This window comes from Actinomyces sp. W5033 (assembly GCF_051303165.1).
Genome location: NZ_JBPPGD010000001.1, coordinates 329,670 through 354,384, shown reverse-complemented (window position 1 = coordinate 354,384; position 24,715 = coordinate 329,670). Strand labels below are relative to the sequence as shown.

Here is a 24,715-nt window from a genome sequence, read left to right as displayed (position 1 = left end):
CCCCCCCCCCCCTTCCCCCCCCCCCCCCCCGCGTCCGCTAGGGCAGGCTCAGGCCAGGGCGTCCGACAACGCGTGGGCCGACTGCTCGACCTGCCAGGGACGTGCCCCCAGCTGCGTGAGGACCTCGCTGACGGCCCTGACGCTGACGTCCGGGACCGTCCCCGCAGCCTCCTGCTCACCGATCCGCCAGGCCAGGCGGCGCTGGACCTCGGGGCTGAGCAACAGCTCCTGGGGCAGATGGAGGGTTCCCGCCCGCTCACGCACGGCCGCCCGCACCTCATCCAGGGCCGTGGCGGCCTCGGCGTGCCGGCGCCCCCACGACCGCGGCTGGGGCAGCTCGCCGTCGCCCAGGGGGGCGTGCGCCGGGGGGAGCTCGGACTCCGGCAGCTGCAGGGCGCGGTCAATGGCCTGCCACCACAGCTCCTGGTGCTGACGCGCCTGACGGGAGGAGAACTCCCTCAGCGCCTGCATCTTGCGACGTGAGGTCGGACGCGCCACCGCAGCGGCCACGAGCGCCTGGTGCGGCAGGACCTTCGACGGCGTGCGGTCGAGCTCGCGCGCCTTGTCCTCCCGGGCGGTCCACAGCTCGCGCAGCACCGCCAGGGACCTGGGGGAGCGCACCGCACGACCCGCTCTGGGCGTCTTGCGCCACGGGTCCACCTTGGCCGGACGCGGTGGACGGGTCCGCTCGTGCTCGAACTCCTGCCAGGCCCACTCCGCCTTGCCCACCGCCTCGAGCTCGGCAGCCAGGGCGTCACGCAGGTCGATGAGCAGCTCGACGTCGAGCGCCGCGTAGACGAGCCACGTGCGCGGCAGGGGCCGGGTGGACCAGTCGGCGGCGGCATGGTCCTTGGCCAGACGCAGCCCCAGGGTCTCCTCGAGCACCGCACCGAGCCCCACGTGCTCACGGCCCAGGATCCGGGCGGCGAGCTCGGTGTCGAACAGGCGGGCCGGACGCAGGCCGAGAGCCTCCAGACACGGCAGGTCCTGGTCGGCGGCGTGCAGGATCCACTCCGGCCCGTCGAGGACCGTGCCGAGCGCGTTCATCGGACCGCAGGAGACCGGGTCGATGAGGACGGTGCCCGCCCCGTCGCGCCGCAGCTGGACGAGGTAGGCGTCCTGGCCGTAGCGGAATCCCGAGGCCCGCTCCGCGTCGACGGCGACCGGCCCTGTGCCGCGCGACAGCGAGGTGACGGCCCTCTCAAGGGCGGCTGGCGTGTCGGTGACCTCAGGCAGCCCGTCACGGGGCGTGGTGTAGGCCACCACCTCCTCCTGCCGGACCGGGTGGGCGGTGGTGCCGGGCACGGGCACCGGCCGGGGCGCAGGGGTCATCGGGCCCGTCCCATCAGCGACAGCGAGGCCGCCTGCTCGGGCTCGTGCCCCGCGGCGACGTGGATGAGCTCGTACCAGGCGGCCAGGTGCGGGCCCAGGTCAGGCGAGACGGGGGACCAGGAGGCGCGAATCTCGGCGTGGGCGCAGGCGTCGTTCAGCTCCAGCCCGCCGAAGGTCTCGGACAGCACCCGCGTCACAGTGCCGACGAGCGCGCGGTGCCCTGCGCCCTGGTGGTCAAGGGCCTCGGCCAGCCAGGACCAGGCGGCCGCGCCCAGGACGGGGTCCGTGCCGATCTCGGTGTCGATACGGGCGCGCGCCATGACAACGAGCCGGAAGTCGCCGTCCCAGGCCGTCTGCCCGTCAGGGTCGTGCAGGACGACGAAGCGCCCCGAGGCCACAGGCGTGCCCGCCTGGGTCTCAGCGGTCTGCGCCGTCAGGGCCGCCGCGAAGGGCGCGAGCCTCCGGGGGGCGGGAACCTCCTCCAGGACGAGCCCGCGTGGCCGGGATGCCGTCCTCAGGCTGAGCAGGGCCTCCTCGAAGCGCTCGGGGAGCTCCGCTCGCGCCTGGTCTGGTCTACGTGCACGGCTGTCGGTCACCGGGTCAGGCTACCGACGAGCCCTGTGGTGGCGGGCTCCCACGCCGGCAGCCGCAGCCACCCGCACGCACACCCGCCGCTGCGACGGTGCCCCGCGCCGGCCGTGGCGAACGTGGCGAGTGACACGCGACAACGAGTTGGCGCCCAGGTGGGTGCTCTGCTAACTTTCTTCTCGCGCCGCTCATGGGCGGTCACGCGGATGTGGCTCAGTTGGTAGAGCATCACCTTGCCAAGGTGAGGGTCGCGGGTTCGAGTCCCGTCATCCGCTCGGGCGATTGGCGCAGCGGGAGCGCGCTTCCCTGACACGGAAGAGGTCACTGGTTCGATCCCAGTATCGCCCACGGTAGGGGTCCGGAGCCGCACGGCTCCGGACCCCTTGTGCGTGTCCGCCGCCGCTTGAGGCAACCGGGCACAGGAGCCTCGCCCGTCACACAACCACTGGGAGGACACATGCGCCCCGAGGTGCTGCCCGTCATCGTCTCCGGCGAGCAGAGCGCGTACGCGCTCGCCCGCCTCATGCACGAGGCCACCGGCTCCCGGGTCCTGTGCGTGAGCCCTGATCCGATCGAGGCGATCACCCGATCGGCCTTCATCGACGTCCACCACGTGCCGCTCCACCAGGACGACGACGCCCTGTGCGCGACCCTGGAGGAGATCCGCGACGCCCATCCGGACCGGATCGTCGTCGCCATGGCTAACCATGACAATTTCGCGCGCTTCGCCGCACGCCACCGGGACCGTCTTGGCGAGCGGGTCGTCATGCCCTACCCGCAGCTCGACGTCTTCGACGCCGTCCAGGACAAGGCCCGCTTCTCCGAGATCTGCCGCGAGCAGGGCATCCCCACCCCTGCGGACACCGTCGTAGACCTGGCGGACCCTCAGGAAGGGCAGTGGAGCGCCCCGCGCGTGGACCTACGGTTCCCCGTCGTCGCCAAGGCGATCGACGCACTCGACTACGCCCGCGTGTCCTTCGAGGGCAAGGCGAAGGTCTTCTTCCTCGACACCCAGGAGGAGCTCGACGCCCTGTGGGCACCGCTGCGCGCCGCGGGGTTCACGGGGCGCTTCCTCGTCCAGGAGCTCATCCCGGGCGATGACACGTGCGGAGTCTCCCTGACCTCGTACGTCGACTCCCACGGCGTCGTCACGCTGCGCTCATCCGCTCGTGTCCTGGTGGAGGACCACGACCCCACCGCCATCGGCAACCCGATCGCCATGCTGGTGGAGGACTACCCGCAGCTGCACGGGCAGATTGAGAACTTCTTCCGGGCTGTGGGATACACGGGGTTCGCCAACGTCGACGTCAAGGTGGACCCGCGCGACGGCTCCCACTACTTCCTTGAGGTCAACCCCCGCATGGGCCGGAACTGCTACTACGTGCGCGCCGGCGGGGTCAACCTCATGGAGCCCATGCTCGCTGACCTTGTTGACGGACGCAGCCCCGAGCCGCTGCGGGCCACCGAGCCGGCCGTCTACAGCCTCATTCCACGTCGCCTCATCTATCGTTACCTCAGGGAGCCGGGCCTGGCCTCGCGGGTGCGCGCCGTCATCCGCCGTGCGGGCCTGCACGACCCCATGCTCAATCCTGAGGAGGGCGACGTGCGGCGCGCGGTCGTCGTCCACCTCCAACGCCTCAACTACTACCGCAAGCTCAACCGCTTCTACCCGCGTCCTGAGGGGCTCTACTTCTGAGCCGTGGGCCCGTGGGACGAGGAAGGGACCAGTTCCCCATGCCCCAGACCTTCCGACCAGTCACCGACGAGGACTACGCACGGCTCATTGCTGGCAGCCCCTACCCGCACCGCGCCTCCGTCGAGTGGGACGACTACGCCGCCCTCCTTCCCGAGCGCGCCATCTGGCGGGGCTCGCGGCTGGCCTACCTGCCCGACGGCGCAGCCCGCCCTCGCGCCGTCATCACCCTGCGCCAGTTCCACATCCACGCCATGCCGTTCCTGTGGGCCGAGGGCGGCCCTGTGTGGGTGGGGCAGGAGCCCAGCGCTGAGGAGGAGACAGCCTTCGCCGCCGCCCTGGGACAGCTCGTGCGCTCCGAGGACCACGCCCAGGCCTTCGTGCGCTTCGACGTCCTCCACCATGAGGACGTCCTCGGCACCGTCCCCGCCTGCCAGGAGCTGTACGCGCACGACACGACTGTCGTCATCGACACGACCGGGACCGAGGATGACCTGCGTGCCCGCATGAAGAAGCGGGGCCGGCGCGATGTCAACAAGGCCCAGCGCGAGTGCCCCGCCGTGATCGCCGAGGAGACGACGACGATCGACCGAGCCGGCTTCGACGAGCTCATCGCCGTCATGGCGCTGACGAGCGAGCGGCAGGGGTTCAGCGCCCATGACGCTGAGCACTACTGGACCTTCTTCACAACCTTCCGGGACAAGGGGATGGCCCGGCTGTTCGTCGGCCGGGAGGACGGGCGCCCGGTCAACTGGGGCCTGTTCATCGTCCGCGGGGACTTCGCCACCTACGAGGTGGCCGCCTCGACCGAGGAGGCGCGGCGCACGGGGGCGCCGGACCTCATGCTCTACACCGGTCTCATCACCCTCCAGGCCGACGGTGTCAGCGCCGTCGACCTCGTCGCCGTCGGCTCCGACTACAACCCCACGCTCAACACGCTCAACCGCTTCAAGACGAAGTGGACGACGCAGACGACGCGTGTGCCCGCGCCCGTGGAGGTTGTCCTCAAGCCACTGCGCTACCGCGTGCTCACCTGGCTCGCCGCCCGGCGTCCGTGAGACGCGCCGCTCCGGCTGTGAGCACGTGGACAGGCACCTCACCCGCCAGGATGAGGCACGAGGGGCTCCCGCGTGGTTACCCTCGGACCACCGTGACGATGCGCTACACCATGCGCGCCTGACTTATGAAGGAAAGAGAGCACATGAGCTCAGCCTCCACCGCAGCCGCCAGCGCCGGTGAGCCGACCGCCGTCCTGCGCCCCGTCAACGCCCGCGACGCGCGTATCGCGGTGGGCTGCACCCCCTGCCCCCTCGAGCAGCTCGAGGTCTGGCAGGCCTTCGAGGCCAGCCAGGGGCACGAGCTCTTCGGACGCTTCCTCTACGAGTGCGAGGGCAAGCCCACCGCCGTCATCAGCCTCTACCGCTACACCATCGGCGGTCGCCCCTTCCTGTGGGCCAAGCACGGCCCTGTGTGGCTCAAGGAGCAGACCCCCGAGCGCGAGGCCGACCTTCGCCGCCGGCTCGTCGCCGCCGTGCGCGCCCGCGACCCGCGTGCCGTCTTCATCCGCATGCACGCCCGCTTCCGTGCGGGCGACACCCACGAGCTCATCTCCACCATCACCTACGACCGCACCTACGTCATCGACCTGCGCCCGGGCACCCCTGAGGCGATCAGTGCCGCCATGCCCAAGGACGGGCGCCGGGGCGTGCGCCGCGCCGAGCGCACCGCCCGCGAGGCCGGCTGCACCATCGCGGAGGAGACCGGCCTGGACCGCGCCGCCTTCGAGGAGCTGTACGCCGTCCTGGAGGAGACTGCCAGGCGCGACGGCTTCAGGCCCCATCCCAGCCAGGTCTACTGGGACATGCTCACCACCCTGGGCCCCGAGCACGCCCGGGTCTTCGTCCTGCGCCAGGACGGCGTCGCCCACTGCTGGGACATCGTCACCGTCTCCGGCGCGATGGCCACGGCCTACTACGGCGCCTCCTCCAACGCCTCCCGCGGCTTCCGCGGGGCCGAGGCCCTCGACTGGGCCGTCGCCTGCGCCATGGCCGCCGAGGGCCGCACCGGCCTGGACCTCATGGGCGCCGAGTCCACCCGGGTGCCCGAGCTGTACTCCGTCGGCCGCTACAAGCGACGCTTCGCCCAGCACCCCACCGAGGTCGATGGCGCCTGGGACGTGCCCGTGCGCCCCGTGCTCTACCGCGCCCTGGTCCAGGCGCGTCGCGCGCGTCACGCCCTGCGCCACCGCCTGGGGGTCTGAGCCCACCGCGCGGTCGGTATGATCCGGCACAAGCGGACGCACCCGTACAGCGGCCGCCGTCCCCAACTCCAGGAGCACCTCCGTGTCAACTCAGCCCAGCACCGACATCACCCTTGACGGCGTCCCGCGCAGCATCGAGGGGGGCACCACCGGAACCGCGCTCCTGGCCGGCGCCGACGGCGTCGTCGCCATGAGGGTCAACGGCGAGCCCTGGGACCTCGAGCGCGTCGTGCCCGCCGGGGCCGTCGTCGAGGCCATCACCCTCGACTCCGAGGACGGCCTCAACATCCTGCGCCACTCCGCCACCCACGTCATGGCCCAGGCCGTCCAGGAGATCTTCCCGGACGTCAACCTCGGCATCGGCCCGTTCATCACGGACGGCTTCTACTACGACTTCGGCAACATCGACGCCGTCACCCCCGAGCTCCTCAAGGAGATCGAGAAGCGGATGAGGCGCATCGTCAAGGAGGGGCAGACCTTCCGGCGTCGTGACGTCACCGAGGAGGAGGGGCGCACCGAGCTCGCCGACCAGCCCTACAAGCTCGAGCTCATCACCACCAAGGGCCAGGGCGCGGAGGCCACCGCCAGCGTCGAGGTCGGCGCCGGCGGCCTGACGATGTACGACAACGTCCGCCGCGACGGCGAGGTCGTCTGGAGCGACCTGTGCCGCGGCCCCCACCTGCCCACCACCCGTCTCATCGGCCAGGGCTTCGCCCTGACCCGCTCCTCGGCCGCCTACTGGAAGGGCGACCAGAGCGGTGACTCCCTCCAGCGCATCTACGGCACCGCCTGGGCCTCGAAGGAGGACCTCAAGGCCTACCAGGAGCGCCTGGCCGAGGCCGCCCGCCGCGACCACCGCAAGCTCGGCGCCGAGCTCGACCTCTACTCCTTCCCTGAGGAGATCGGCCCGGGCCTGGTCGTCTTCCACCCCAAGGGCGGCATGCTGCGCCACCAGATCGAGCAGTACGTCATCAAGCGCCACGAGGAGGCCGGCTTCGACTTCGTCCACACGCCGGAGATCTCCAAGGGCGGGCTCTTCCACACCTCCGGTCACCTGCCCTACTACGCGGACACGATGTTCCCGCCCATGCTCGCGGACGAGGAGACCGACGCCGAGGGCACCGTCACCAAGGCCGGCCAGGAGTACTACCTCAAGGCCATGAACTGCCCCATGCACAACCTCGTCTTCCGCTCACGCGGGCGCTCCTACCGGGAGCTGCCGCTGCGGTTCTTCGAGATGGGGCACGACTACCGCTACGAGAAGTCCGGCGTCGTCCACGGCCTGACCCGCATGCGCGGCTTCACCCAGGACGACTCCCACACCTACTGCACCCGTGAGCAGGCGCCCGCCGAGATCCGCACCCAGATCGAGTTCTTCATCTCGATCCTCCGGGCCTTCGGCCTGAGCGACTTCTACCTCGAGCTGTCCACCCGTGACGAGGACGGTGCCAAGAAGGACAAGTTCATCGGCTCGGACGAGGACTGGCAGGCCGCCACCCGCACCCTGGAGGAGGTGTGTGCCTCCACCGGTCTCGATCTCGTCCCGGACCCGGGCGGCGCCGCCTTCTACGGGCCGAAGGTCTCCGTCCAGGTCAAGGACGCCATCGGACGCACCTGGCAGATGTCCACCATCCAGTACGACTTCAACCAGCCCGAGCGCTTCGACCTGCAGTACACGGCCCCCGACGGCACCCACCAGCGCCCGATCATGCTGCACTCGGCCAAGCTCGGCAGCGTCGAGCGCTTCATCGGCGTGCTCACCGAGCACTACGCCGGGGCCTTCCCCGCCTGGCTCGCCCCCGTCCAGGTGCGGCTCGTGCCCGTGGCTGAGGCCTTCGACGGCTACGTCAGCGACGTCGCCGCACGGCTGCGCGCGCGCGGTGTGCGCGTGGAGACCGACCTGTCCGACGACCGCTTCGGCAAGAAGATCCGCAACGCCTCCAAGGAGAAGGTCCCCTTCATCCTCATCGCCGGAGGTGACGACGCCGAGGCCGGCGCCGTCTCCTTCCGCTTCCGCGACGGGTCCCAGGCCAACGGCGTGCCCGTCGCCGAGGCCGTCGAGCACATCGCCCAGGTCATCGCCGGGCGTGCCAACGACCCGGCGCAGGAGAAGATCACGCGATGAGCAACAGGCCCGAGCAGGTGCCCGGCACCGGACCGGGCCGCCTCGAGGACCTCGAGGGGACCGTGGTCGCCGGGCCGCTCGGGCCCGTCACCGTCGAGCAGCCCTTCCAGCAGCCGGACCTGCCGGAGCCCTTCGGGCGCCTGTGGACCCCGCACCGCATGGTCTACATCGGCGGCCAGGACAAGCCCTCCGACGCCTCCGAGGCCCAGTGCCCCTTCTGCGCGGCGCCCGGGCGCCAGGACGAGGCCGCCCTCGTCGTGCACCGGGCGGAGCACGCCTACGTGCTCATGAACCTCTACCCCTACAACACCGGTCACCTGCTCGTGTGCCCCTACCGGCACGTCTCGGACTGGACCGAGGCCAGCGAGGCCGAGCGCGTCGAGATCGGGCGGCTCACCGCCCGCGCCATGGAGGTCCTGCGCCACGTGTCCCACCCGCACGGCTTCAACCTGGGCATGAACCAGGGCGAGGTCGCCGGCGCAGGGATCGCCGCCCACCTGCACCAGCACATCGTGCCGCGGTGGACGGGTGACGCCAACTTCATGCCCATCGTCGCCAGGACCAAGCCGGTGCCACAGCTGCTGGGCGAGCAGCGCGACATGCTCGCCGCCGCCTGGCTCACCGCCCCGACCACCGCGGGCCCCAGCGTTAGCCCGCCGCCGCCCACCCACGACCCCACGAGGACACCATGCTCGGACAGCACGGACGCGGCCTGACCAAGGCCCTGTTCACCCAGCCGGCGCTCGCGCTCGCGCGCCTCGGCGTCACGCCCAACATGCTCACCGTCACCGGCACGCTGCTGACCGTCCTCGTCGCCGTCACCACCCTGCCGCAGGGGCGGTTCCTGCTCGGAGCGGCGCTGCTGGCCCTGGTGGTTGTCGGGGACTCCTTTGACGGCATCCTCGCCCGGGCCACCGGCACGACCTCCGTCTTCGGCGCCTTCCTCGACTCGACGATGGACCGCATCGCCGACGGCGCCGTCTTCGGCTCCCTGGTCGCCTGGGCGGCGCTGCGCCTGGAGCCTGGTGCCCTGCGCACGGCGACGATCGTCTGCGCCCTGGCCGTCGTCGTCCTGGCCGAGGTCGTCTCCTACGCGCGCGCCAAGGCCGAGTCGCTGGGCGTCAGTGCCAGCGTGGGCGTCGCTGAGCGCACCGACCGCCTCGTCGTCGCCGGGGTCGGCGTCGTCGCCGTCGGGCTGGGAGCCCCCCAGTGGGTGCTCACCGCCGCCCTGGCACTGGTCTCCCTGGGCTCACTCGTCACGGTCGTCCAGCGGGTGCTGGCCGCGCGCAGCCAGCTGCGCCAGCGCGAGCACGCCGCGGCCCCGGAGGAGGGCAGGCCCCTGTGAGCCCCTCGGTCGAGGACCTCTACCGCCTCGCCTGGCGCCACGCCCACCGCCTGCCCCCGCGCGTGGGCTACGCGCTGTGCCACCTGGGAGCCGACGCGACCTGGCTGCTCCACACCCTGCAGGGCCGGCGCACGGGCGTCGGCCAGCTCCGGCGCAACCTCGCACGCCTGCTGCCCGGCGCCACCCCGGCGGCGCTGCGCCGCACCACCAGGCAGGCCATGCGCTCCTACATGCGCTACTTCTACGAGGCCTTCGCCCTGCCTGGCACAAGCCCCGAGCAGCTCCAGGCCCGCGTGCGCCCGGACATCGACCCCCGGGCCTACGAGGACCTGGCCACCGGGTCGATCGTCGTGGCGCTGCCCCACATGGGCAACTGGGACCTTGTGGGCGCCTGGGCCTGCTCCCACCTCGCGCAGGTGCTCACCGTGGCCGAGCACCTCGAGCCGGATGACCTCTTCGAGCAGTTCGTGGCCTTCCGCGAGGGCCTGGGGATGCGCGTCATCGGCCAGCGCCGCGGTGAGAAGGCCTTCGACCGGCTCCTCGCCGCCGCGCAGGAGGGCCACCACGTCATCGCGCTGCTGGCCGACCGCGACCTGTCCTCCGCCGGGATCCAGGCCAGTCTGTGCGGGCACACCATGCGGGCGGCGGCCGGCCCGGCCGCGCTCGCCGTGAGGCTGGACCGGCCCCTGTACTACGCCAGCGTCTTCTACGAGCCTCTGACGGGCGAGCGCCGCCGCGCGGCCGGCGGCCCCTGGGGCGTCGTCCTGCGTCTGCGCAAGGTCGAGGAGCCGGGACCCACCGCGGCCCCCACGCGAGAGCGCGTCGAGGCCTGGACCCGGGCGTGGGTCAGCGCCCTCGCCCCCGAGCTCGTGGCGCACCCCACGGACTGGCACATGCTCCAGGCGGTGTTCGACGCGGACCTGGACCCCGAGCGCCTGGCCCGAGCCCACGCCCGTCAGGCACAGCTGAGCCCGCAGGACACCGCGACGGCGGGGGAGGAGCCATCATGAGAGTCGGTATCGTCTGCCCCTACTCACTCGACGCCCACGGCGGCGTCCAGGTCCACGTGCTCGACCTTGCCGCCGAGCTCAGGCGCCGCGGCCACGAGGTGGGCGTCCTCGCCCCCGCCTCGGAGGGCACCGAGCTTGCCGAGGGCGTCACAAGCGCCGGGGACTGCGTCGCCATCCCCTACAACGGCTCGGTGGCCAGGCTCAACTTCGGGCCCGTGGTCGCCCGGCGCGCCAGGCGCTGGCTCGACGAGGGCCGCTACGACCTGCTCCACATCCACGAGCCCATCACACCGAGCGTCGGCATGCTCGTGCTCCAGGCGGCGCAGGCGCCCGTCGTGGCGACCTTCCACGCCGCCATGGACCGGTCCCTGGCCCGCGAGCTGCTGTCACCGGCCACCGTGCCGCTCATCGAGAGGATCGCCGCGCGCATCGCCGTCTCCGAGGAGGCGCGACGCACCCTGGTCCACTTCCACGGTGGCGACGCCGTCGTCATCCCCAACGGCGTCAACGTCGCCCCCTTCGCCCGTGCGCCCAAGGACGACCCCCGCTTCGTCGGCACCGCCCAGGCACCCACCATCGCCTTCCTGGGACGCCTCGACGAGCCCCGTAAGGGGCTGCAGGTGCTCGCCGGGGCCATCGGCCCCGTGCTCGAGGTGGTGCCCGGTGCACGCTTCCTCATCGCCGGGCGCGGGGAGGCCGAGGAGCAGCGCCAGGCCCTGGCCCGCTACGGCGCGCACGTGCAGTTCCTCGGCGGCGTCAGCGACGAGGACAAGGCGGCGATGCTCGCCAGCGCCACCTGCTACGTGGCCCCGCAGACCGGCGGGGAGTCCTTCGGCATCGTGCTCGTCGAGGCCATGGCCGCCGGCACCCGGGTCATCGCCTCGGACCTGACCGCCTTCTCCGACGTCCTGGGGGCAGGGCGCTACGGCGCCCTCTTCCGCAACGGGGACAGCGACGACCTCGCGCGCGTCATCATCGACACGCTCACCCGTCCCGAGGCGGCCGCGCAGCGCCAACGCGCCGCGCAGGGGGTGGTCGGCCGCTACGACTGGGCGACGGTGACGGACGCCGTCCTCGACGTCTACGACATGGCCCTGTCCACCGCCCACGTGCGCGTGGACCCCGCCCCGGGCGCCCGCACCATGGTCGCGCGCCTGCGCGGTGTCCGGGGCGGGGGCGAGAGGTGAGCGGCGGCTGGGCCGGGGCGCTGGGCCTCCTGCTGGCGCTCCTTGTGGCCGTCGCCGTCGGCTGGGCCCTGTACGCCCAGGCGCTGAGGGTGGACCGCCTGCACCGGCAGGTGCTCGGCTCCCGCGCCACCCTGGAGACCCAGCTGGTCCACCGGGCCCAGGCCGCGGCCGAGCTCGCGGCCTCCGGCTACCTCGACGCCGCCTCCGCCCTGCTGCTCTCACGCGCCGCCCACGACGCTCTTGAGTGCGAGGCCCCGCTTGTCGAGGACGGGCTCGATCCCGACTCCCAGGCCCCCGGGCCGACGACGCGGCAGCGCACCCGTGCGGCCGTCGAGTCGGACCTGTCGCGCGTGACCCGCGCCGTCCTGGACCCTCAGACCCGCAGCTCGCTCATGCAGGAGCCGTTGGCCTGCCAGTGCCTGTCACGGCTGGACCGGGCCGGCTACCGGCTTGTGCTCGCCCGGCGCTTCCACGACACCCACGTCTCCGAGGCCAGGCGCCTGCGCCGCAGCCCGGCCGTGCGCCTGCTCAGGCTCGCCGGCCGGGCACCGCTGCCAGGCACCTTCGACATGGACGACGACCTCGGCCCCGCGGGACCGCCCGCCCCGCACCACGAGGACCCCCAGTGACCACCTACCCGCCCAGTGCCTGGGGCCCGCGCCCCAGCGGGGACGCCGGCTGGCGCCCCACAGCGGCCGGCGGCTACGTGCCGGTCCACGCACACCCTGGGGCCGGAGCACCTGTTGCGGCCGGCGCCTGGGTCCAGCCGCGCGCGCTGCGGCGCCGGCGCGCCAGTGACATCGCCGTCCACCTGCTCGCCCTGCTCGGCGGTGCCGGGCTCGCCGTCATCCTCTACGTCATCTACACCGAGGCCGGGCAGGCAGGTGCCCTCGTCCTGCCCTTTCTCCTTGCCCTCGTCCCGCTGGGTATCGTCCTGGTCTGCGTGCGCTGGATCGACAGGTGGGAGCCGGAGCCTGTGGGCGTGCTCATCGCAGCCTTCCTGTGGGGGGCCGGCGTGGCCACCGTGGTCTCGATGCTTGTCAACACCTCCACCTCGCTGCTGGTGGCCGCGGTGACGGGCGACGACGACGGGGCCGAGCTCGTCTCCTCGGTCCTGTCCGCGCCCCTCGTCGAGGAGTCCACCAAGGGTCTGGGGGTCCTGCTCGTCTTCCTCATCTGGCGCCGCTCCTTCAACGGCCCCATCGACGGCGTCGTCTACGCCTCCGTCATCGCCGCGGGCTTCGCCTTCGCGGAGAACATCCTCTACTTCGCACGCTACTGGGACCAGGTCCTCGCCGTCTTCATCATGCGCGGCATCATGTCCCCCTTCGCCCACGTCACCTTCACGGCCTGCACCGGGCTGGCCGTGGGGCTCAGCGCCCGTCGCCGCTGGCGCTGGGCCTGGGTGTGGATGACGCCCATCGGGATGGTCGGCGCGGTGGCCCTGCACGCCTTCTGGAACGGTGTGGTCTCCGTGCACCCCGAGATGTACCTGTTCGCGGAGGTCCCCTTCTTCCTCGTGTGCATCGGCATCGTCATCGGCCTGCGGGCGGGAGAGCGGCGCAGCCTGCGCCTGCGCCTGGAGGACTACGCCCGCACCGGCTGGTACGCCCCGGCGGAGGTCACGATGCTCACCACCTCCGCGGGCCGCGCCTCGGCTCGCCTGTGGGCCAAGGCCCGTGGGCCGGCGGTCGAGCTGGCCATGAGGGACTTCCTGGCCGCCTCGCTCCAGCTGGCCTGCCTGCGGCAGCAGGCGGTGAGCGGGCACACGGGCGCCGACTACGCGCTCAGGCAGGCCGAGCTGCTGGGGGTCGTCCAGCGCTGCAAGCAGGTTTTTGGGGCCTACTCATGACGGCGCGCGCCAGCACGGGTGACGGTGCCGCCCGGCTCGCGCCGGACGGGCGTGACCCGCTCCAGGTGCCGGAGAACTGGAGCGAGCTGCTCGACCCGGCCGAGTGGCGCCTCAACGAGGAGGGGCTGCCGGCCCGGCGTGCCGCGCGCGTCGTCGCCCTGCGCGAGAGCCCCCGTCCCGAGATCCTGCTCGTCGTCGGCCACGACTTCGCCGACGCCGCCCACTGCTGGGTCTTCACCCCCGGCGGAGGGATCCTTGACCACGAGGACGCCCGCTCCGGGGCCAGGCGGGAGCTCGCCGAGGAGACCGGGATCGTCCTGGATGACGCCGAGCTCGTCGGGCCTGTGGCCCGGCGCAGCTGCCGCTTCCGCTTCAACCTCGTCACCTGCCGGCAGGAGGAGGAGATCTTCCTCGCCCGCCCCAGCCAGACAGGGCCGATCGACCGCGCCGGCTGGACGGAGACGGAGAGACAGGTCCTCGACTCCCTTCGCTGGTGGGGCCTGGACGAGCTCGACGCCGCCGTGGAGGCCGGGACGACGGTCTACCCCGGCACGCTGCCCCGGCTGGCGCGCGAGCTGCTCGGCGGCTGGGACGGGGTGACCCGCGACATCGCGGAGGACGACTGACCACCGGGGCCCACAGGCCCAGGCGGCCACCGCCTCAGGCTGGGCGCACGGGCGCCGCAGGCCCCTGGCTCCGTGACGATCGCCTCACGACTGGGCCCTGGCGCAGCAGGATCACTCCCGTGCGGGCCGGGCGCACGGCGTTAGGCTTGCCCAGGTCTTCCGTGTGCCGCGGGCCGTGCCCGGCGGTGCGCGGGCTCTTGTCGCCACCGCTGCTGGCCGTCCGGCCCGGGCAGCGTGACACCCTCGACTCCCAGGAGGACACATGTCGGGACACTCCAAGTGGGCAACCACCAAGCACAAGAAGGCTGCCATTGACGCCAAGCGCGGCAAGCTCTTCGCCCGCCTCATCAAGAACATCGAGGTCGCGGCCCGCACCGGAGGCGGTGACCCGGCCGGCAACCCGACCCTCTTCGACGCCATCCAGAAGGCCAAGCGCAACTCGGTGCCGGCCGACAACATCACCCGCGCCGTCAAGCGCGGCTCCGGCGAGGAGGCGGGCGGCGCCGACTGGCAGACGATCATGTACGAGGGCTACGGGCCGGCCGGGGTCGCCTTCCTTGTCGAGTGCCTCACCGACAACCGCAACCGCGCCGCCTCCGACGTCCGCGTCGCCTTCAGCCGCACCGGTGGCAACCTCGCGGACCCCGGCTCCGTGGCCTACAACTTCTCGCGCAAGGGCGTCGTCGAGGTCGCCAAGGCCGACGGGGTTGACGAGGACTCCATCCTCATGGCCGTGCTCGACGCCGGAGCGGACGTCGAGGAGGTCGTCGAGGGCGCCGATTCCTTCGAGATCCTCTCCGAGCCGCAGGACCTCATCGCCGTGCGTGACGCCGTCACCGGTGCCGGCATGGAGTACGAGTCCGCCGAGTCCCAGTTTGTCGCCGGCACCAAGGTCGAGGTGGATCTCGAGGGCGCCCGCAAGGTCATGCGCCTCATCGACGCCCTCGAGGACCTGGACGACGTGCAGAACGTCTTCACCTCCGTCGAGATCTCCGCTGAGGTCGCGGCCCAGCTCGAGGACGAGGACTGAGCACCCGCCTGCCGGGCACGGCCCGCTCGCGCAGCGCCGTCGTCGCCCAGCAGCGGGTCCTGGGCATCGACCCGGGGCTGACCCGCTGCGGCCTGGGCTGCGTGGACATCGACCCCCGCCGCCGCGTGCGTCTCGTGGAGGTGGGGGTCGTGCGCACGCCCCCGTCGCAGAGCCCGGAGCTGCGCCTGCTGTCCATCGCCGAGGCCCTGGACGACTGGATCGCCCGCCTGGGGCCCACGAGCCTGTCCGTCGAGCGCGTCTTCGCCCAGGACAACCTGCGCTCCGTCATCGGGGTGGCCCAGGTCATGGGCGTGGCGATGCTCGCTGGCGCCCGCCACGGTCTCGAGGTCGCCCAGCACACCCCCAGCGAGGCCAAAGCCGCTGTCACCGGCTCCGGCACGGCGGACAAGCCGCAGGTCCAGGCCATGGTCGCGCGCGTCCTCGGCCTGGCGGAGCCTCCCAGCCCCGCGGACGCCGCCGACGCGCTCGCCCAGGCGATCTGCCACGGGTGGCGCGGAGGCGGCACCGGCGCTGACGGCGCCACCGAGATGGTCTCTGCCGGGGGAGCGGTGCGTGCCAGCGCCCGCACCCCCGCCCAGCGCCAGTGGGCCGAGGCCCAGGCCGCTGCCCGCCGTACCGGGGCGGTGGACCCGCGCCGCCGCCGGCGCTGACCTCGGCCCCACCTGATAGTGTCTGTACACACGTTCGACGGCGGTGTCCTCCGCCCCGACCCGAGGAGAAGCCCCGATGATCGCCTCCGTGCGTGGCACCGTGCTCGAGACCTCGCTCAACGGCGCGACCATTGAGGTCGGCGGTGTGGGCATGGCCTTCCAGGCCACGCCCACGGCCCTCGCCGGCCTGCGCCCGGGTGAGGAGGCCATGGTCCACACCGAGCTCGTCGTCCGTGAGGACTCCCTCACCCTCTTCGGTTTCGCCGACGACGACGAGCGCCACTGCTTCCGCGTCCTCATGGGCGCCAAGGGCGTGGGGGCGCGCCTGGCGCTGGCGGTGCTGAGCGTGCACACCCCCGACACCCTGCGCCGCGCCGTCGCCGAGGCGGACGTCGCCGCCCTCACCCGTGTGCCGGGGCTGGGGCCCAAGGGCGCCCAGCGCGTCATCCTCGACGTGGGCGACAGGCTCGGCCCTGTGCGCGACGAGGGCCCCGGCCGCACGGGCGGCGCCCTGGAACGAGGCTCCGCGCAGCCGGGCCCCGCCCCCTGTCCCGACGTCGTCGCCGCCCTCGTCCAGCTGGGCTGGAACGAGGCGACGGCTGCCGAGGCCGTTGGCACTGTCGAGGCCGCCCACAGCGCCGCCCACGGGCAGGCGGCCGCTCCCATGACCGTGCCCGAGCTCCTGCGCGCCTCCCTCAGGTGGCTGGGCGGAGGGCACCGTGGCTGAGCGCGACCGCTTCGTCTCAGGTGGCGCCGACGAGACCGAGCGCGCCGCCGAGGCGGCGCTGAGACCCAAGCGGCTGGAGGACTTCGTCGGCCAGGAGGTCGTGCGCGGACAGCTCTCCGTGGTCCTGCGAGCGGCCCTGGCACGTGGCACGACCCCGGACCACGTCCTGCTGTCCGGCCCGCCCGGACTGGGCAAGACCACGCTCGCGATGATCATCGCCGCGGAGGTCGAGGGCTCCCTGCGGCTGACGAGCGGACCCGCCGTCCAGCACGCCGGCGACCTCGCCGCGATCCTGTCCTCGCTGGAGGAGGGCGACGTCCTCTTCATCGACGAGATCCACCGCCTGGCGCGCACCGCCGAGGAGATGCTCTACCTGGCGATGGAGGACTACCGGGTGGACGTCGTCGTCGGAAAGGGACCGGGGGCCACCTCCATCCCGCTGACGCTGCCGCCCTTCACCGTCGTCGGCGCCACCACCCGCGCCGGCCTGCTGCCCGCCCCGCTGCGCGACCGCTTCGGCTTCACCGGGCACCTGGACTACTACGGGCCCGCCGAGCTCGGCCGCATCGTCGCCCGCTCCGCCGGCCTGCTCGGTGTGCGCCTGGACCCCGAGGCCGGCACCGAGCTCGCCCGCCGCTCGCGCGGCACCCCCCGCATCGCCAACCGGCTCCTGCGACGCGTGCAGGACTGGGCCGAGGTCCACGGCACGCCCGGACGACTCGACCTGGAGGCCGCCCGCGCCGCGCTGGAGGTCTTCGAGGTTGACGCGCTCGGCCTGGACCGGCTGGACCGCTCGGTCCTGCGGGCACTGTGCACCCGCTTCGGCGGCGGCCCCGTGGGCCTGGCCACACTGGCCGTGAGCGTCGGGGAGGAGCCCGAGACCGTCGAGACCGTGGCGGAGCCCTACCTCGTGCGCGAGGGGCTCATGGTGCGCACCCGCCAGGGCCGGGCCGCCACACGGGCCACCTATGAGCACCTGGGCCTCGAGGTCCCCGCCGACGGGACCCTCTTCGGCTGAGCGGCGCTGCTGCGGCCACCGCGAGCGGGGCGCGCGTCACACCGGTGAGTGACGCGGCTCGCGCTGCGCGGCCCGGGCCGTGACCTAGACTCGCGGAGGCCGTACCACGTCCTGGCGCGGCTGACGCGACCGAACGGAGAACCCTCCATGCTCTGGATGATCCTCGCCATGCTGTTGGCCTTCTGGGCCATGGCGCACTTCGCCAACAGGCAGCAGAAGAAGCTCCAGGCCGAGCAGCAGGCGCGCACTGACGAGGCCCTCGCCGTGCCCGGCACGTGGGTGCGTACCCGCGCCGGCTTCTACGGCACGGTCGTCGAGGTCGACGGCGACGTCGTCACCCTCGCCACCCCGCTCGGCGATGAGTCCCTGTGGGCCAAGAGCGCCATCGTCGGCGCCGAGGAGCCCCCCTTCGCCTCCCCCCACGAGGAGCCAGACGACGAGGTCGGAACCGAGGGCACCCCGGCCGGGGACCCGGACGAGCAGACCGCAGGGGCCTGAGCCCCACCGACCAGCCGGGAGCGGCCTGCGGCACCGCCGCTCGAGCCTGCGCACGACGCTCCCGCACCCGACAACCCCCACGAGGAACAACCGCGTGTCCACCAAGCAGCTCAGGCACCCGGGGCGACAGCTCCTGGTGCTGCTCGTCCTCATCGCACTCGGCTTCGGCGTGCTCGCCGTCGGCGCCGCCACCGGACGCACGACGATGACGCCGGGCCTCGCCCTCGACCTCGAGGGCGGCACCCAGATCATCCTCACGCCCACCACGAGTGACGGCTCGAGCATCTCCGACGAGGACATCGAGCAGGCCATCGGGATCATCCGCCAGCGCGTGGACGCCACGGGTGTCTCCGAGGCGCAGATCTCCCGTCAGGGCGGCCAGAACATCGTCGTCTCCCTGCCCGGCACTCCCTCGGAGGAGACCCTGAGCCTCGTGCGCACCTCCGCGGTGCTCTACTTCCGCCCGGTCATCCGGGTGGTCCAGCGCTCCGCCACCGCCCTGGCCGAGGCGCAGAACCAGTACGTCGCCCAGGCGCAGGCCTCCGCCTCCGCCGCGGCCTCCGCCTCCGCCGCGGCCTCCGCCTCCAGCGACGAGCCCCGCAGCGAGCCCACCCAGGACCCCGCCGCCCTGAGGGCCGGGCACGACCGGCTCGTCTCGGGCGGCGCGCCCACCCAGGCCCCCAGCGCACTGGCGACCACGACGCCGCAGGAGGTCGCCCTGCGCAGCGCCGACCTCGACGGTGACGGGACCATCTCCTCCGAGCCGCTGCCCTCGACCTCCGAGGACAGCTCCTCCGACTCGTGGATCAGTGAGCAGCTGCTCTACGACGCCTACATGACCGACTGCACGGACCCGGCCAACCTCACCGGGACCGTTCAGGACCCGGCGGTCGCCGTCATCTCCTGCGCCCGCGACGGCCAGGGGGGCGTCTACGTCCTCGGGCCCGCCGACATCCTCGGCACCAGCATCGCCAAGGCCGACTCCGCCCTCGAGGTCACGAGCCAGGGGGTGACGACCAACAACTGGGTCGTCAACCTCGAGTTCGACGACGAGGGCACCCGAGCCTTCGCCGAGGTCTCCTCACGCCTCATCGCCTACCGCGACGCGGCCGGATCGGCGTCGTCCTCCACCACGGACGCGGCCAGCGCCGTGCGCTCGGCCAAGGCCCAGTTCGCCATCGTCCTCGACGGCCTGACCCTCATGGCCTCCGGCTTCAACCAGTCGGTGACCACGGCCATCACCGACGGCAAGGTGCAGATCTCGGGAGGCTTCACCCAGGAGAGCGCAGGCACGCTCGCCAACCAGCTCTCCTTCGGCTCCCTCCCGCTGACCTTCACCGTCCAGTCCGAGCAAGCCGTCTCCGCCACCCTGGGCACCGAGCAGCTGCGCAACGGGCTGGTCGCCGGGCTCATCGGCTTCCTGCTCATCATCGTCTACCTGGCCTGGCAGTACCGCGGGCTGTCGGTCATCGCCGTCGCCTCGCTCGTCGTGGCCGCCGCCGTGACCTACCTGGCGATCGCCCTGCTGTCCTGGGCCATGGGCTTCCGCCTGTCCCTGGCGGGCGTCGCCGGCCTCATCATCTCCATCGGCATCACGATGGACTCCTTCATCATCTACTTCGAGCGCGTGCGCGACGAGGTCCGGACCGGCCGCACGCTCGTGGCCGCCGTCAACGAGGGCTGGGGGCACGCCCGGCGCACGATCATCGTCTCCGACGCCGTCAACCTCGTCGCCGCCGTCGTGCTCTACTTCCTCGCCGTGGGTGGGGTCCAGGGCTTCGCCTTCACCCTGGGCGTCACCACCGTGGTGGACCTCGGCGTCATCATCCTGTTCACCCACCCGATGATGGTGTGGATCCTGCGCTTCCCGTTCTTCGGCAGGGGCCACCGCCTGTCCGGGCTCGATCCCGAGCACCTGGGCGCCCGCTCGCAGTCCGTCTACGGCGCCGGGCGCCAGGCCCTGGCCGACGCCGCCACCACCTCCCTGGCACGGCGCAAGGCCGCCCGCGCCGCCGCGCAGGACGGGCGGGCCCACGCCGTGGACCTACCAGCGTCGAGCCGAAAGGAGGGCGAGGACAAGTGAAGAGCCTGGCCCAGCTCGGTAACGAGCTCTACTCCGGCAGCACCTCCTTCCCCTTCGTCCCCAGGCGCAAGGTCTGGTACTCCACCGCCGTGGGTGTCATCGCGGTCGCCGTCATCCTGCTCGCCACGGTGGGGCTCAACCCGGGCATCGACTTCAAGGGCGGAACCGAGGTGACCGTCACGGGCATCGAGTCCCTCAGCGAGGCGCCAGCCAGCGCCGTCGTCGCCGAGCAGGGGCTGCCCGCCTCCACCTCCGTCACCACGATGGGCACCTCCTCGGTGAGGGTGCAGACCATCGGCCTGAGCCCGGCCCAGAGCGAGGAGCTGAGCACCGCCCTGGCCCAGGCCTACGACGTCGAGGCCGGCAACGTCTCCGCCACCACCATCGGCCCCACGTGGTCCTCGGACGTCACCTCCAAGGCCCTGCGCGGGCTCGTCCTGTTCTTCCTGCTCGTCGGAGCCCTCATCTGGGCCTACTTCCGCACCTGGAAGATGGCGGTGGCCGCCCTGCTCGCCCTGTGCCACGACATCATCGTGACCGTCGGCGTCTACGCCGCCACCGGCTTCGAGGTCACGCCCGCCACCATCATCGGCGTGCTGACGATCCTCGGCTACTCGCTCTACGACACGGTCGTCGTCTTCGACAAGATCCGTGAGAACACCGTCTCCTGGCAGGCCCAGACGCGCTCGACCTACGCCGAGCTGGCCAACCTCGCGGTCAACCAGACCTTCGTGCGCTCGCTCAACACCTCGGTCGTGGGCGTGCTGCCGGTCGCCTCCCTGCTCGTCGTCGGCACCTTCGTCCTGGGAGCCGGGACCCTGAGGGACATCGCCCTGACCCTGTTCATCGGCATGATCGCCGGGACGCTGTCCTCAGTGCTCCTCGCGACCCCGCTGCTGGTGGACCTGCGTCGGCGCGAGAGAGCCGTCGTCGAGCACACCGCGAAGGTCACCGCGGCCCGCGCCCAGCGCCTGGAGGAGGCCGGTGACGACCCGGAGGCCCTGGCCGCCCTCACCGGCGCCCCCGTCGCCGCCCCGCTCGTCCCTGGCCACCACCTGGGAGCAGCCGCCCAGCCCAAGAGGAGGAAGAAGCGGTCATGACATTCCCTGCCCCCCTGCCCACCGAGCTCACCCAGCTCGTCCTGGACAACCTCCGCGAGGTGCCGGACTTCCCCGAGCCCGGTGTCCTGTTCCGCGACATCACCCCCCTGCTGGCCAACGGCGGGGCCTTCTCCACCTTCATCAGCGACCTCGCTGAGCACTACCGGGGCCACATCGACGCCGTCGCCGGCCTCGAGTCGCGTGGCTTCATCCTCGCCGCACCGCTGGCCTACACCCTGGGCATCGGCATGCTCACGGTGCGTAAGGGCGGCAAGCTGCCCGGGCCCGTCCTCGGCGTCGACTACGACCTCGAGTACGGCTCGGCGCGCATGGAGCTGCGTCCCGAGACCGTCAGGCCCGGCCAGCGTGTGCTCGTCATCGACGACGTGCTCGCCACCGGCGGCACCGCCGCAGCCTCCATCGACCTGCTGGAGCGCTCCGGGGCGACGGTCGTCGCCGTGTGCATGCTGCTCGAGCTCGCCGGGCTCGGCGGCCGTCAGCAGCTGCCTGGGCGTCACGTGGACTCCGTGGTCGTCTTCCCCTCGTCCTGACACCTGCGGCGTTGCGCGTGGCTCTATGATCCGAGCATGACGGACACGCGCAGCACCACAGACGCAGGCGACGACACCATCGTGCCCGGCTCCCGGGTGCGCAGCCGCCTGGCATGGTTCGGCTCCCGCGGCCACTCCACGCCGGCCGCCATCGAGCCGCTTCTGCGTGCGCTGCGTGCCAACCACCCCAAGGCGGACACGAGCCTCATCGTGCGTGCCTACCAGGTGGCCGAGAAGGCCCACGAGGGGCAGAAGCGCAAGTCCGGAGAGCCGTATATCACGCACCCGGTGGCGGTCGCGACCATCCTCGGCGAGCTGGGCATGACCCCGCAGACCCTCGCGGCGGCGCTGCTGCACGACACCGTCGAGGACACGGACTACACGCTCGAGCACCTGCGGGCCGACTTCGGTGACGAGATCGCCCTGCTTGTTGACGGCGTCACCAAGCTCGACAAGCTCCAGTACGGTGAGGCCGCGCAGGCCGAGACGGTGCGCAAGATGATCATCGCGATGTCCAAGGACATCCGGGTGCTGCTCATCAAGCTCGGCGACCGGCTGCACAACGCCCGCACGTGGAAGCACGTGTCCAAGGAGACTGCGGCCCGCAAGGCCAAGGAGACCCTGGAGATCTATGCCCCGCTGGCGCACCGCCTGGGCATGAACACCATCAAGTGGGAGCTCGAGGACCGGTCCTTCAAGGCCCTGTACCCGGGCGTGTACGACGAGATCGAGCGGATGGTCGCTGAGCGCGCCCCCGCCCGCGAGGAGTACCTGCGCCAGGTCCGCCTGCAGATCGAGGAGGACCTGCGGCTGAACAAGATCAAGGGCACCGTCACCGGCCGGCCCAAGCACTACTACTCGATCTACCAGAAGATGATCGTCAGGGGAAAGGACTTCGACGACATCTACGACCTTGTGGCTGTGCGTGTCATCGTGGACACCATCCAGGACTGCTACGCGGTCCTCGGCGCGCTGCACTCGCGCTGGACCCCGATGTCCGGCCGGTTCAAGGACTACATCGCGGTCCCCAAGTTCAACCTCTACCAGTCCCTGCACACGACGGTCGTCGGTCCTGACGGCAAGCCCGTGGAGATCCAGATCCGCACCCACGAGATGCACCGCATGGCGGAGTACGGTGTCGCGGCCCACTGGAAGTACAAGGAGGACCCCAACGCCTCCGGTCCGGCGCCGGCACGCGTCAAGGGCGAGGAGGAGGCCGGCGAGATGGCGTGGCTGCGCCAGCTCGTCGACTGGCAGAAGGAGACGCAGGACCCCGCCGAGTTCCTCGACTCCCTGCGCTACGAGATGGCTGGCACGCAGGTCTACGTCTTCACCCCGAAGGGTGATGTGCTCGCCCTGCCCGGGGGATCGACGCCGGTGGACTTCGCCTACGCCGTCCACACGGAGGTCGGTCACCGCACCGTGGGCGCGCGGGTCAACGGCCGCCTGGTCCCGCTGGACACGCGCCTGGAGAACGGCGACAGCGTCGAGGTCTTCACCTCCAAGGCCCTGGGGGCAGGGCCCAGCCGCGACTGGCTCAGCTTTGTCGGCTCGACCCGGGCACGCAACAAGATCCGCTCGTGGTTCTCCAAGGAGCGGCGCGAGGAGGCCATCGAGGAGGGCAAGTCCCTCATCGCGCGCGCCCTGCGCAAGAAGGACCTGCCCATCCAGCGGCTCATGAACCACGAGTCCCTTACGGACGTCGCCAAGACCCTGGACAAGGGGGACATTGACGGGCTGTACGCGGCGGTCGGGGAGGGGCACGTCTCGGCCCAGCACGTCGTGGACACGCTCGTGGCGGCGATGGGTGGCGAGGCCGGCACGGAGGAGACCCTGGCCGAGGGCGTGCTGCCGACGAAGGCGGCCAGGGCCCACCAGCGTCCTCACTCCGACTCCGGTGTCGTCGTCGAGGGCATGGACGAGGGTGATGTCTACGTCAAGCTCGCGCGCTGCTGCACGCCCATGCCCGGCGACCCGATTGTCGGTTTCATCACGCGTGGCTCCGGGATCTCCGTGCACCGGGCGGACTGCCAGAACGTGGATCAGCTCCAGCGAGAGCCCGAGCGGATCGTGGCGGTGCGCTGGGCGGAGCACGCGCACTCCGCCTACCTCGTACAGATCGACGTCGAGGCCCTTGACCGTGGTGGGCTCCTGGCGGACATCACGCGGGTGCTCGCCGACAACCACGTCAACCTCATGAACGCCAACATCTCCACCAGCCGGGACCGGGTAGTGACGGCACGCTTCGTTGTGGAGCTGGCCGCTGCCAGCCACCTGGACCACACGCTGTCCTCCCTGCGCCGTATCGACGGCGTCTTCGAGGCCCGCCGCTCCACCTCCTCGTCCTCCTCCCGCCGTCAGGACTGAGCCGGGGGCACGAGTGCGTCGACGATCCTGCGGGCGCGCGGCCGGCCACGGCTGGCGGCGCCCCGGCAGTGGGTGAGCGCCAGGTGCAGCCGCGTGCGACCGACCCCCAGCGAGCGGGCGGTCAGGACCGCTCGGACGGCACGTCCTGGGGCGGCGGTGCGCGCGAGGTCCACCGCCGCGCGGGCGGGGTGAAGGCAGCGCAGGGCGCCGATGACGACGACGTCGCAGGGCGGCACGCATCCGCGCAGGACGCGCGTGCCCGGTCGGCGCCCGCGGCGCGAGGGGATGATGAGGCACAGTCGCGTGGGCACCCGCCCGCCGGCGTGAACCCACAGGGCGGCCTCGCCTGCGACGACGGCGTCGTGGGGCACGAGCGGGGCGAGGGCGCGGGCCCGCTGGACGGGGGTGCGCAGCAGGTCCGAGGGCACGGCCGTGCCCAGGACGTCGGTGAGCACCCTGGTGTCGAGGCGGGCGTCGCGCAGGACCGCCATCTCCTGGGGATCGAGCGGTCCCAGCGCGGGCCGGGTGGGACGCAGGACGGGGGTGCGCACAGCGGTCAGGGCGCCGCGGCGGCCCGGCCCGGCGGCGGCGGGGGAGCCTCGACGGGGTGTCATGGGCGCATCGTGCACCTCCGGGTGCGCTGAGCACGAGG

Annotated in this window: 23 protein-coding genes and 2 tRNA genes; 22 read left to right on the top strand and 3 right to left on the bottom strand. The window is 72.2% G+C overall.

All coding sequences use genetic code 11. From position 1 onward, the window contains the following. Positions 1 to 48 precede the first annotated feature (48 nt). Entirely contained in the window at positions 49 to 1,332 is a 1,284-nt protein-coding gene (locus ACSJJR_RS01510) for an HRDC domain-containing protein (protein WP_435941733.1), read from the bottom strand. Further along, entirely contained in the window at positions 1,329 to 1,928 is a 600-nt protein-coding gene (locus tag ACSJJR_RS01505) for a DUF3000 domain-containing protein (protein ID WP_435941732.1), read from the bottom strand. The genes ACSJJR_RS01510 and ACSJJR_RS01505 overlap by 4 nt, the downstream gene beginning before the upstream one ends. Before the next feature lie 194 nt (positions 1,929 to 2,122). Here ACSJJR_RS01505 and ACSJJR_RS01500 point away from each other — a divergent pair. The 22 genes from ACSJJR_RS01500 (at position 2,123) to ACSJJR_RS01395 (ending at position 24,063) form a co-directional block, all read left to right on the top strand. After that, positions 2,123 to 2,195, top strand: a tRNA-Gly gene (locus ACSJJR_RS01500). A 1-nt stretch (position 2,196) separates the two neighbouring features. Further along, positions 2,197 to 2,268, top strand: a tRNA-Val gene (locus ACSJJR_RS01495). Between the two features lie 109 nt (positions 2,269 to 2,377). Beyond that, positions 2,378 to 3,616, top strand: a complete 1,239-nt coding sequence (locus tag ACSJJR_RS01490) for a carboxylate--amine ligase (RefSeq protein ID WP_435941731.1) — start codon at positions 2,378 to 2,380, stop codon at positions 3,614 to 3,616. 38 nt (positions 3,617 to 3,654) lie between these two features. Next, a complete protein-coding gene (locus ACSJJR_RS01485; protein ID WP_435941730.1) occupies positions 3,655 to 4,671 on the top strand; it encodes a lipid II:glycine glycyltransferase FemX in 1,017 nt (338 codons plus the stop codon). Positions 4,672 to 4,814: 143 nt separating this feature from the next. After that, a complete protein-coding gene (locus tag ACSJJR_RS01480; protein WP_435941729.1) occupies positions 4,815 to 5,873 on the top strand; it encodes a lipid II:glycine glycyltransferase FemX in 1,059 nt (352 codons plus the stop codon). A gap of 82 nt (positions 5,874 to 5,955) precedes the next feature. After that, complete coding sequence (gene thrS / locus ACSJJR_RS01475; RefSeq protein ID WP_435941728.1) at positions 5,956 to 7,998, top strand: threonine--tRNA ligase; 2,043 nt, start codon at positions 5,956 to 5,958, stop codon at positions 7,996 to 7,998. Continuing rightward, a complete protein-coding gene (locus ACSJJR_RS01470; RefSeq protein ID WP_435941727.1) occupies positions 7,995 to 8,714 on the top strand; it encodes an HIT family protein in 720 nt (239 codons plus the stop codon). The genes thrS and ACSJJR_RS01470 overlap by 4 nt, the downstream gene beginning before the upstream one ends. Beyond that, positions 8,687 to 9,343: a phosphatidylinositol phosphate synthase gene (pgsA, locus tag ACSJJR_RS01465; RefSeq protein WP_435941726.1), complete on the top strand. Its 657-nt coding sequence runs from the start codon at positions 8,687 to 8,689 to the stop codon at positions 9,341 to 9,343. Before ACSJJR_RS01470 ends, pgsA begins: the two co-directional genes overlap by 28 nt. Next, positions 9,340 to 10,353, top strand: a complete 1,014-nt coding sequence (locus ACSJJR_RS01460; protein WP_435941725.1) for a phosphatidylinositol mannoside acyltransferase — start codon at positions 9,340 to 9,342, stop codon at positions 10,351 to 10,353. Before pgsA ends, ACSJJR_RS01460 begins: the two co-directional genes overlap by 4 nt. Continuing rightward, the gene (locus tag ACSJJR_RS01455; RefSeq protein WP_435941724.1) at positions 10,350 to 11,540 is read left to right on the top strand and encodes a glycosyltransferase family 4 protein; all 1,191 of its coding nucleotides are present in this window, start codon (positions 10,350 to 10,352) and stop codon (positions 11,538 to 11,540) included. Before ACSJJR_RS01460 ends, ACSJJR_RS01455 begins: the two co-directional genes overlap by 4 nt. Continuing rightward, positions 11,537 to 12,169 carry a hypothetical protein gene (locus ACSJJR_RS01450; protein ID WP_435941723.1) on the top strand — a complete coding sequence of 211 codons (633 nt, stop codon included), beginning with the start codon at positions 11,537 to 11,539 and terminating at the stop codon, positions 12,167 to 12,169. The genes ACSJJR_RS01455 and ACSJJR_RS01450 overlap by 4 nt, the downstream gene beginning before the upstream one ends. Continuing rightward, entirely contained in the window at positions 12,166 to 13,392 is a 1,227-nt protein-coding gene (locus ACSJJR_RS01445; RefSeq protein WP_435941722.1) for a PrsW family intramembrane metalloprotease, read from the top strand. Before ACSJJR_RS01450 ends, ACSJJR_RS01445 begins: the two co-directional genes overlap by 4 nt. Then, entirely contained in the window at positions 13,389 to 14,018 is a 630-nt protein-coding gene (locus ACSJJR_RS01440) for an NUDIX hydrolase (protein ID WP_435941721.1), read from the top strand. The genes ACSJJR_RS01445 and ACSJJR_RS01440 overlap by 4 nt, the downstream gene beginning before the upstream one ends. Positions 14,019 to 14,280: 262 nt before the next feature. Further along, positions 14,281 to 15,048, top strand: coding sequence for a YebC/PmpR family DNA-binding transcriptional regulator (locus ACSJJR_RS01435; protein ID WP_435941720.1), 768 nt, complete (start codon positions 14,281 to 14,283; stop codon positions 15,046 to 15,048). Positions 15,049 to 15,113: 65 nt separating this feature from the next. Beyond that, entirely contained in the window at positions 15,114 to 15,719 is a 606-nt protein-coding gene (locus tag ACSJJR_RS01430; protein WP_435941771.1) for a crossover junction endodeoxyribonuclease RuvC, read from the top strand. 76 nt (positions 15,720 to 15,795) lie between these two features. Next, the gene (gene ruvA, locus ACSJJR_RS01425) at positions 15,796 to 16,446 is read left to right on the top strand and encodes a Holliday junction branch migration protein RuvA (RefSeq protein WP_435941719.1); all 651 of its coding nucleotides are present in this window, start codon (positions 15,796 to 15,798) and stop codon (positions 16,444 to 16,446) included. Next, entirely contained in the window at positions 16,439 to 17,464 is a 1,026-nt protein-coding gene (gene ruvB, locus ACSJJR_RS01420; RefSeq protein WP_435941718.1) for a Holliday junction branch migration DNA helicase RuvB, read from the top strand. Before ruvA ends, ruvB begins: the two co-directional genes overlap by 8 nt. A 147-nt stretch (positions 17,465 to 17,611) precedes the next feature. Next, positions 17,612 to 17,962: a preprotein translocase subunit YajC gene (locus ACSJJR_RS01415; RefSeq protein WP_435941717.1), complete on the top strand. Its 351-nt coding sequence runs from the start codon at positions 17,612 to 17,614 to the stop codon at positions 17,960 to 17,962. A gap of 94 nt (positions 17,963 to 18,056) precedes the next feature. Then, a complete protein-coding gene (secD, locus tag ACSJJR_RS01410) occupies positions 18,057 to 20,045 on the top strand; it encodes a protein translocase subunit SecD (RefSeq protein ID WP_435941716.1) in 1,989 nt (662 codons plus the stop codon). Next, positions 20,042 to 21,145, top strand: coding sequence for a protein translocase subunit SecF (gene secF / locus ACSJJR_RS01405; protein WP_435941715.1), 1,104 nt, complete (start codon positions 20,042 to 20,044; stop codon positions 21,143 to 21,145). Before secD ends, secF begins: the two co-directional genes overlap by 4 nt. Further along, on the top strand, positions 21,142 to 21,696 hold the full coding sequence (locus ACSJJR_RS01400; protein WP_435941714.1) for an adenine phosphoribosyltransferase: 555 nt from the start codon (positions 21,142 to 21,144) through the stop codon (positions 21,694 to 21,696). The genes secF and ACSJJR_RS01400 overlap by 4 nt, the downstream gene beginning before the upstream one ends. A gap of 36 nt (positions 21,697 to 21,732) precedes the next feature. After that, positions 21,733 to 24,063, top strand: coding sequence for a RelA/SpoT family protein (locus ACSJJR_RS01395; RefSeq protein ID WP_435941713.1), 2,331 nt, complete (start codon positions 21,733 to 21,735; stop codon positions 24,061 to 24,063). Here ACSJJR_RS01395 and ACSJJR_RS01390 read toward each other — a convergent pair. Further along, positions 24,054 to 24,677 carry a hypothetical protein gene (locus tag ACSJJR_RS01390; RefSeq protein WP_435941712.1) on the bottom strand — a complete coding sequence of 208 codons (624 nt, stop codon included), beginning with the start codon at positions 24,675 to 24,677 and terminating at the stop codon, positions 24,054 to 24,056. The two genes, ACSJJR_RS01395 and ACSJJR_RS01390, sit on opposite strands and share 10 nt — an antisense overlap. Positions 24,678 to 24,715: the final 38 nt, after the last annotated feature.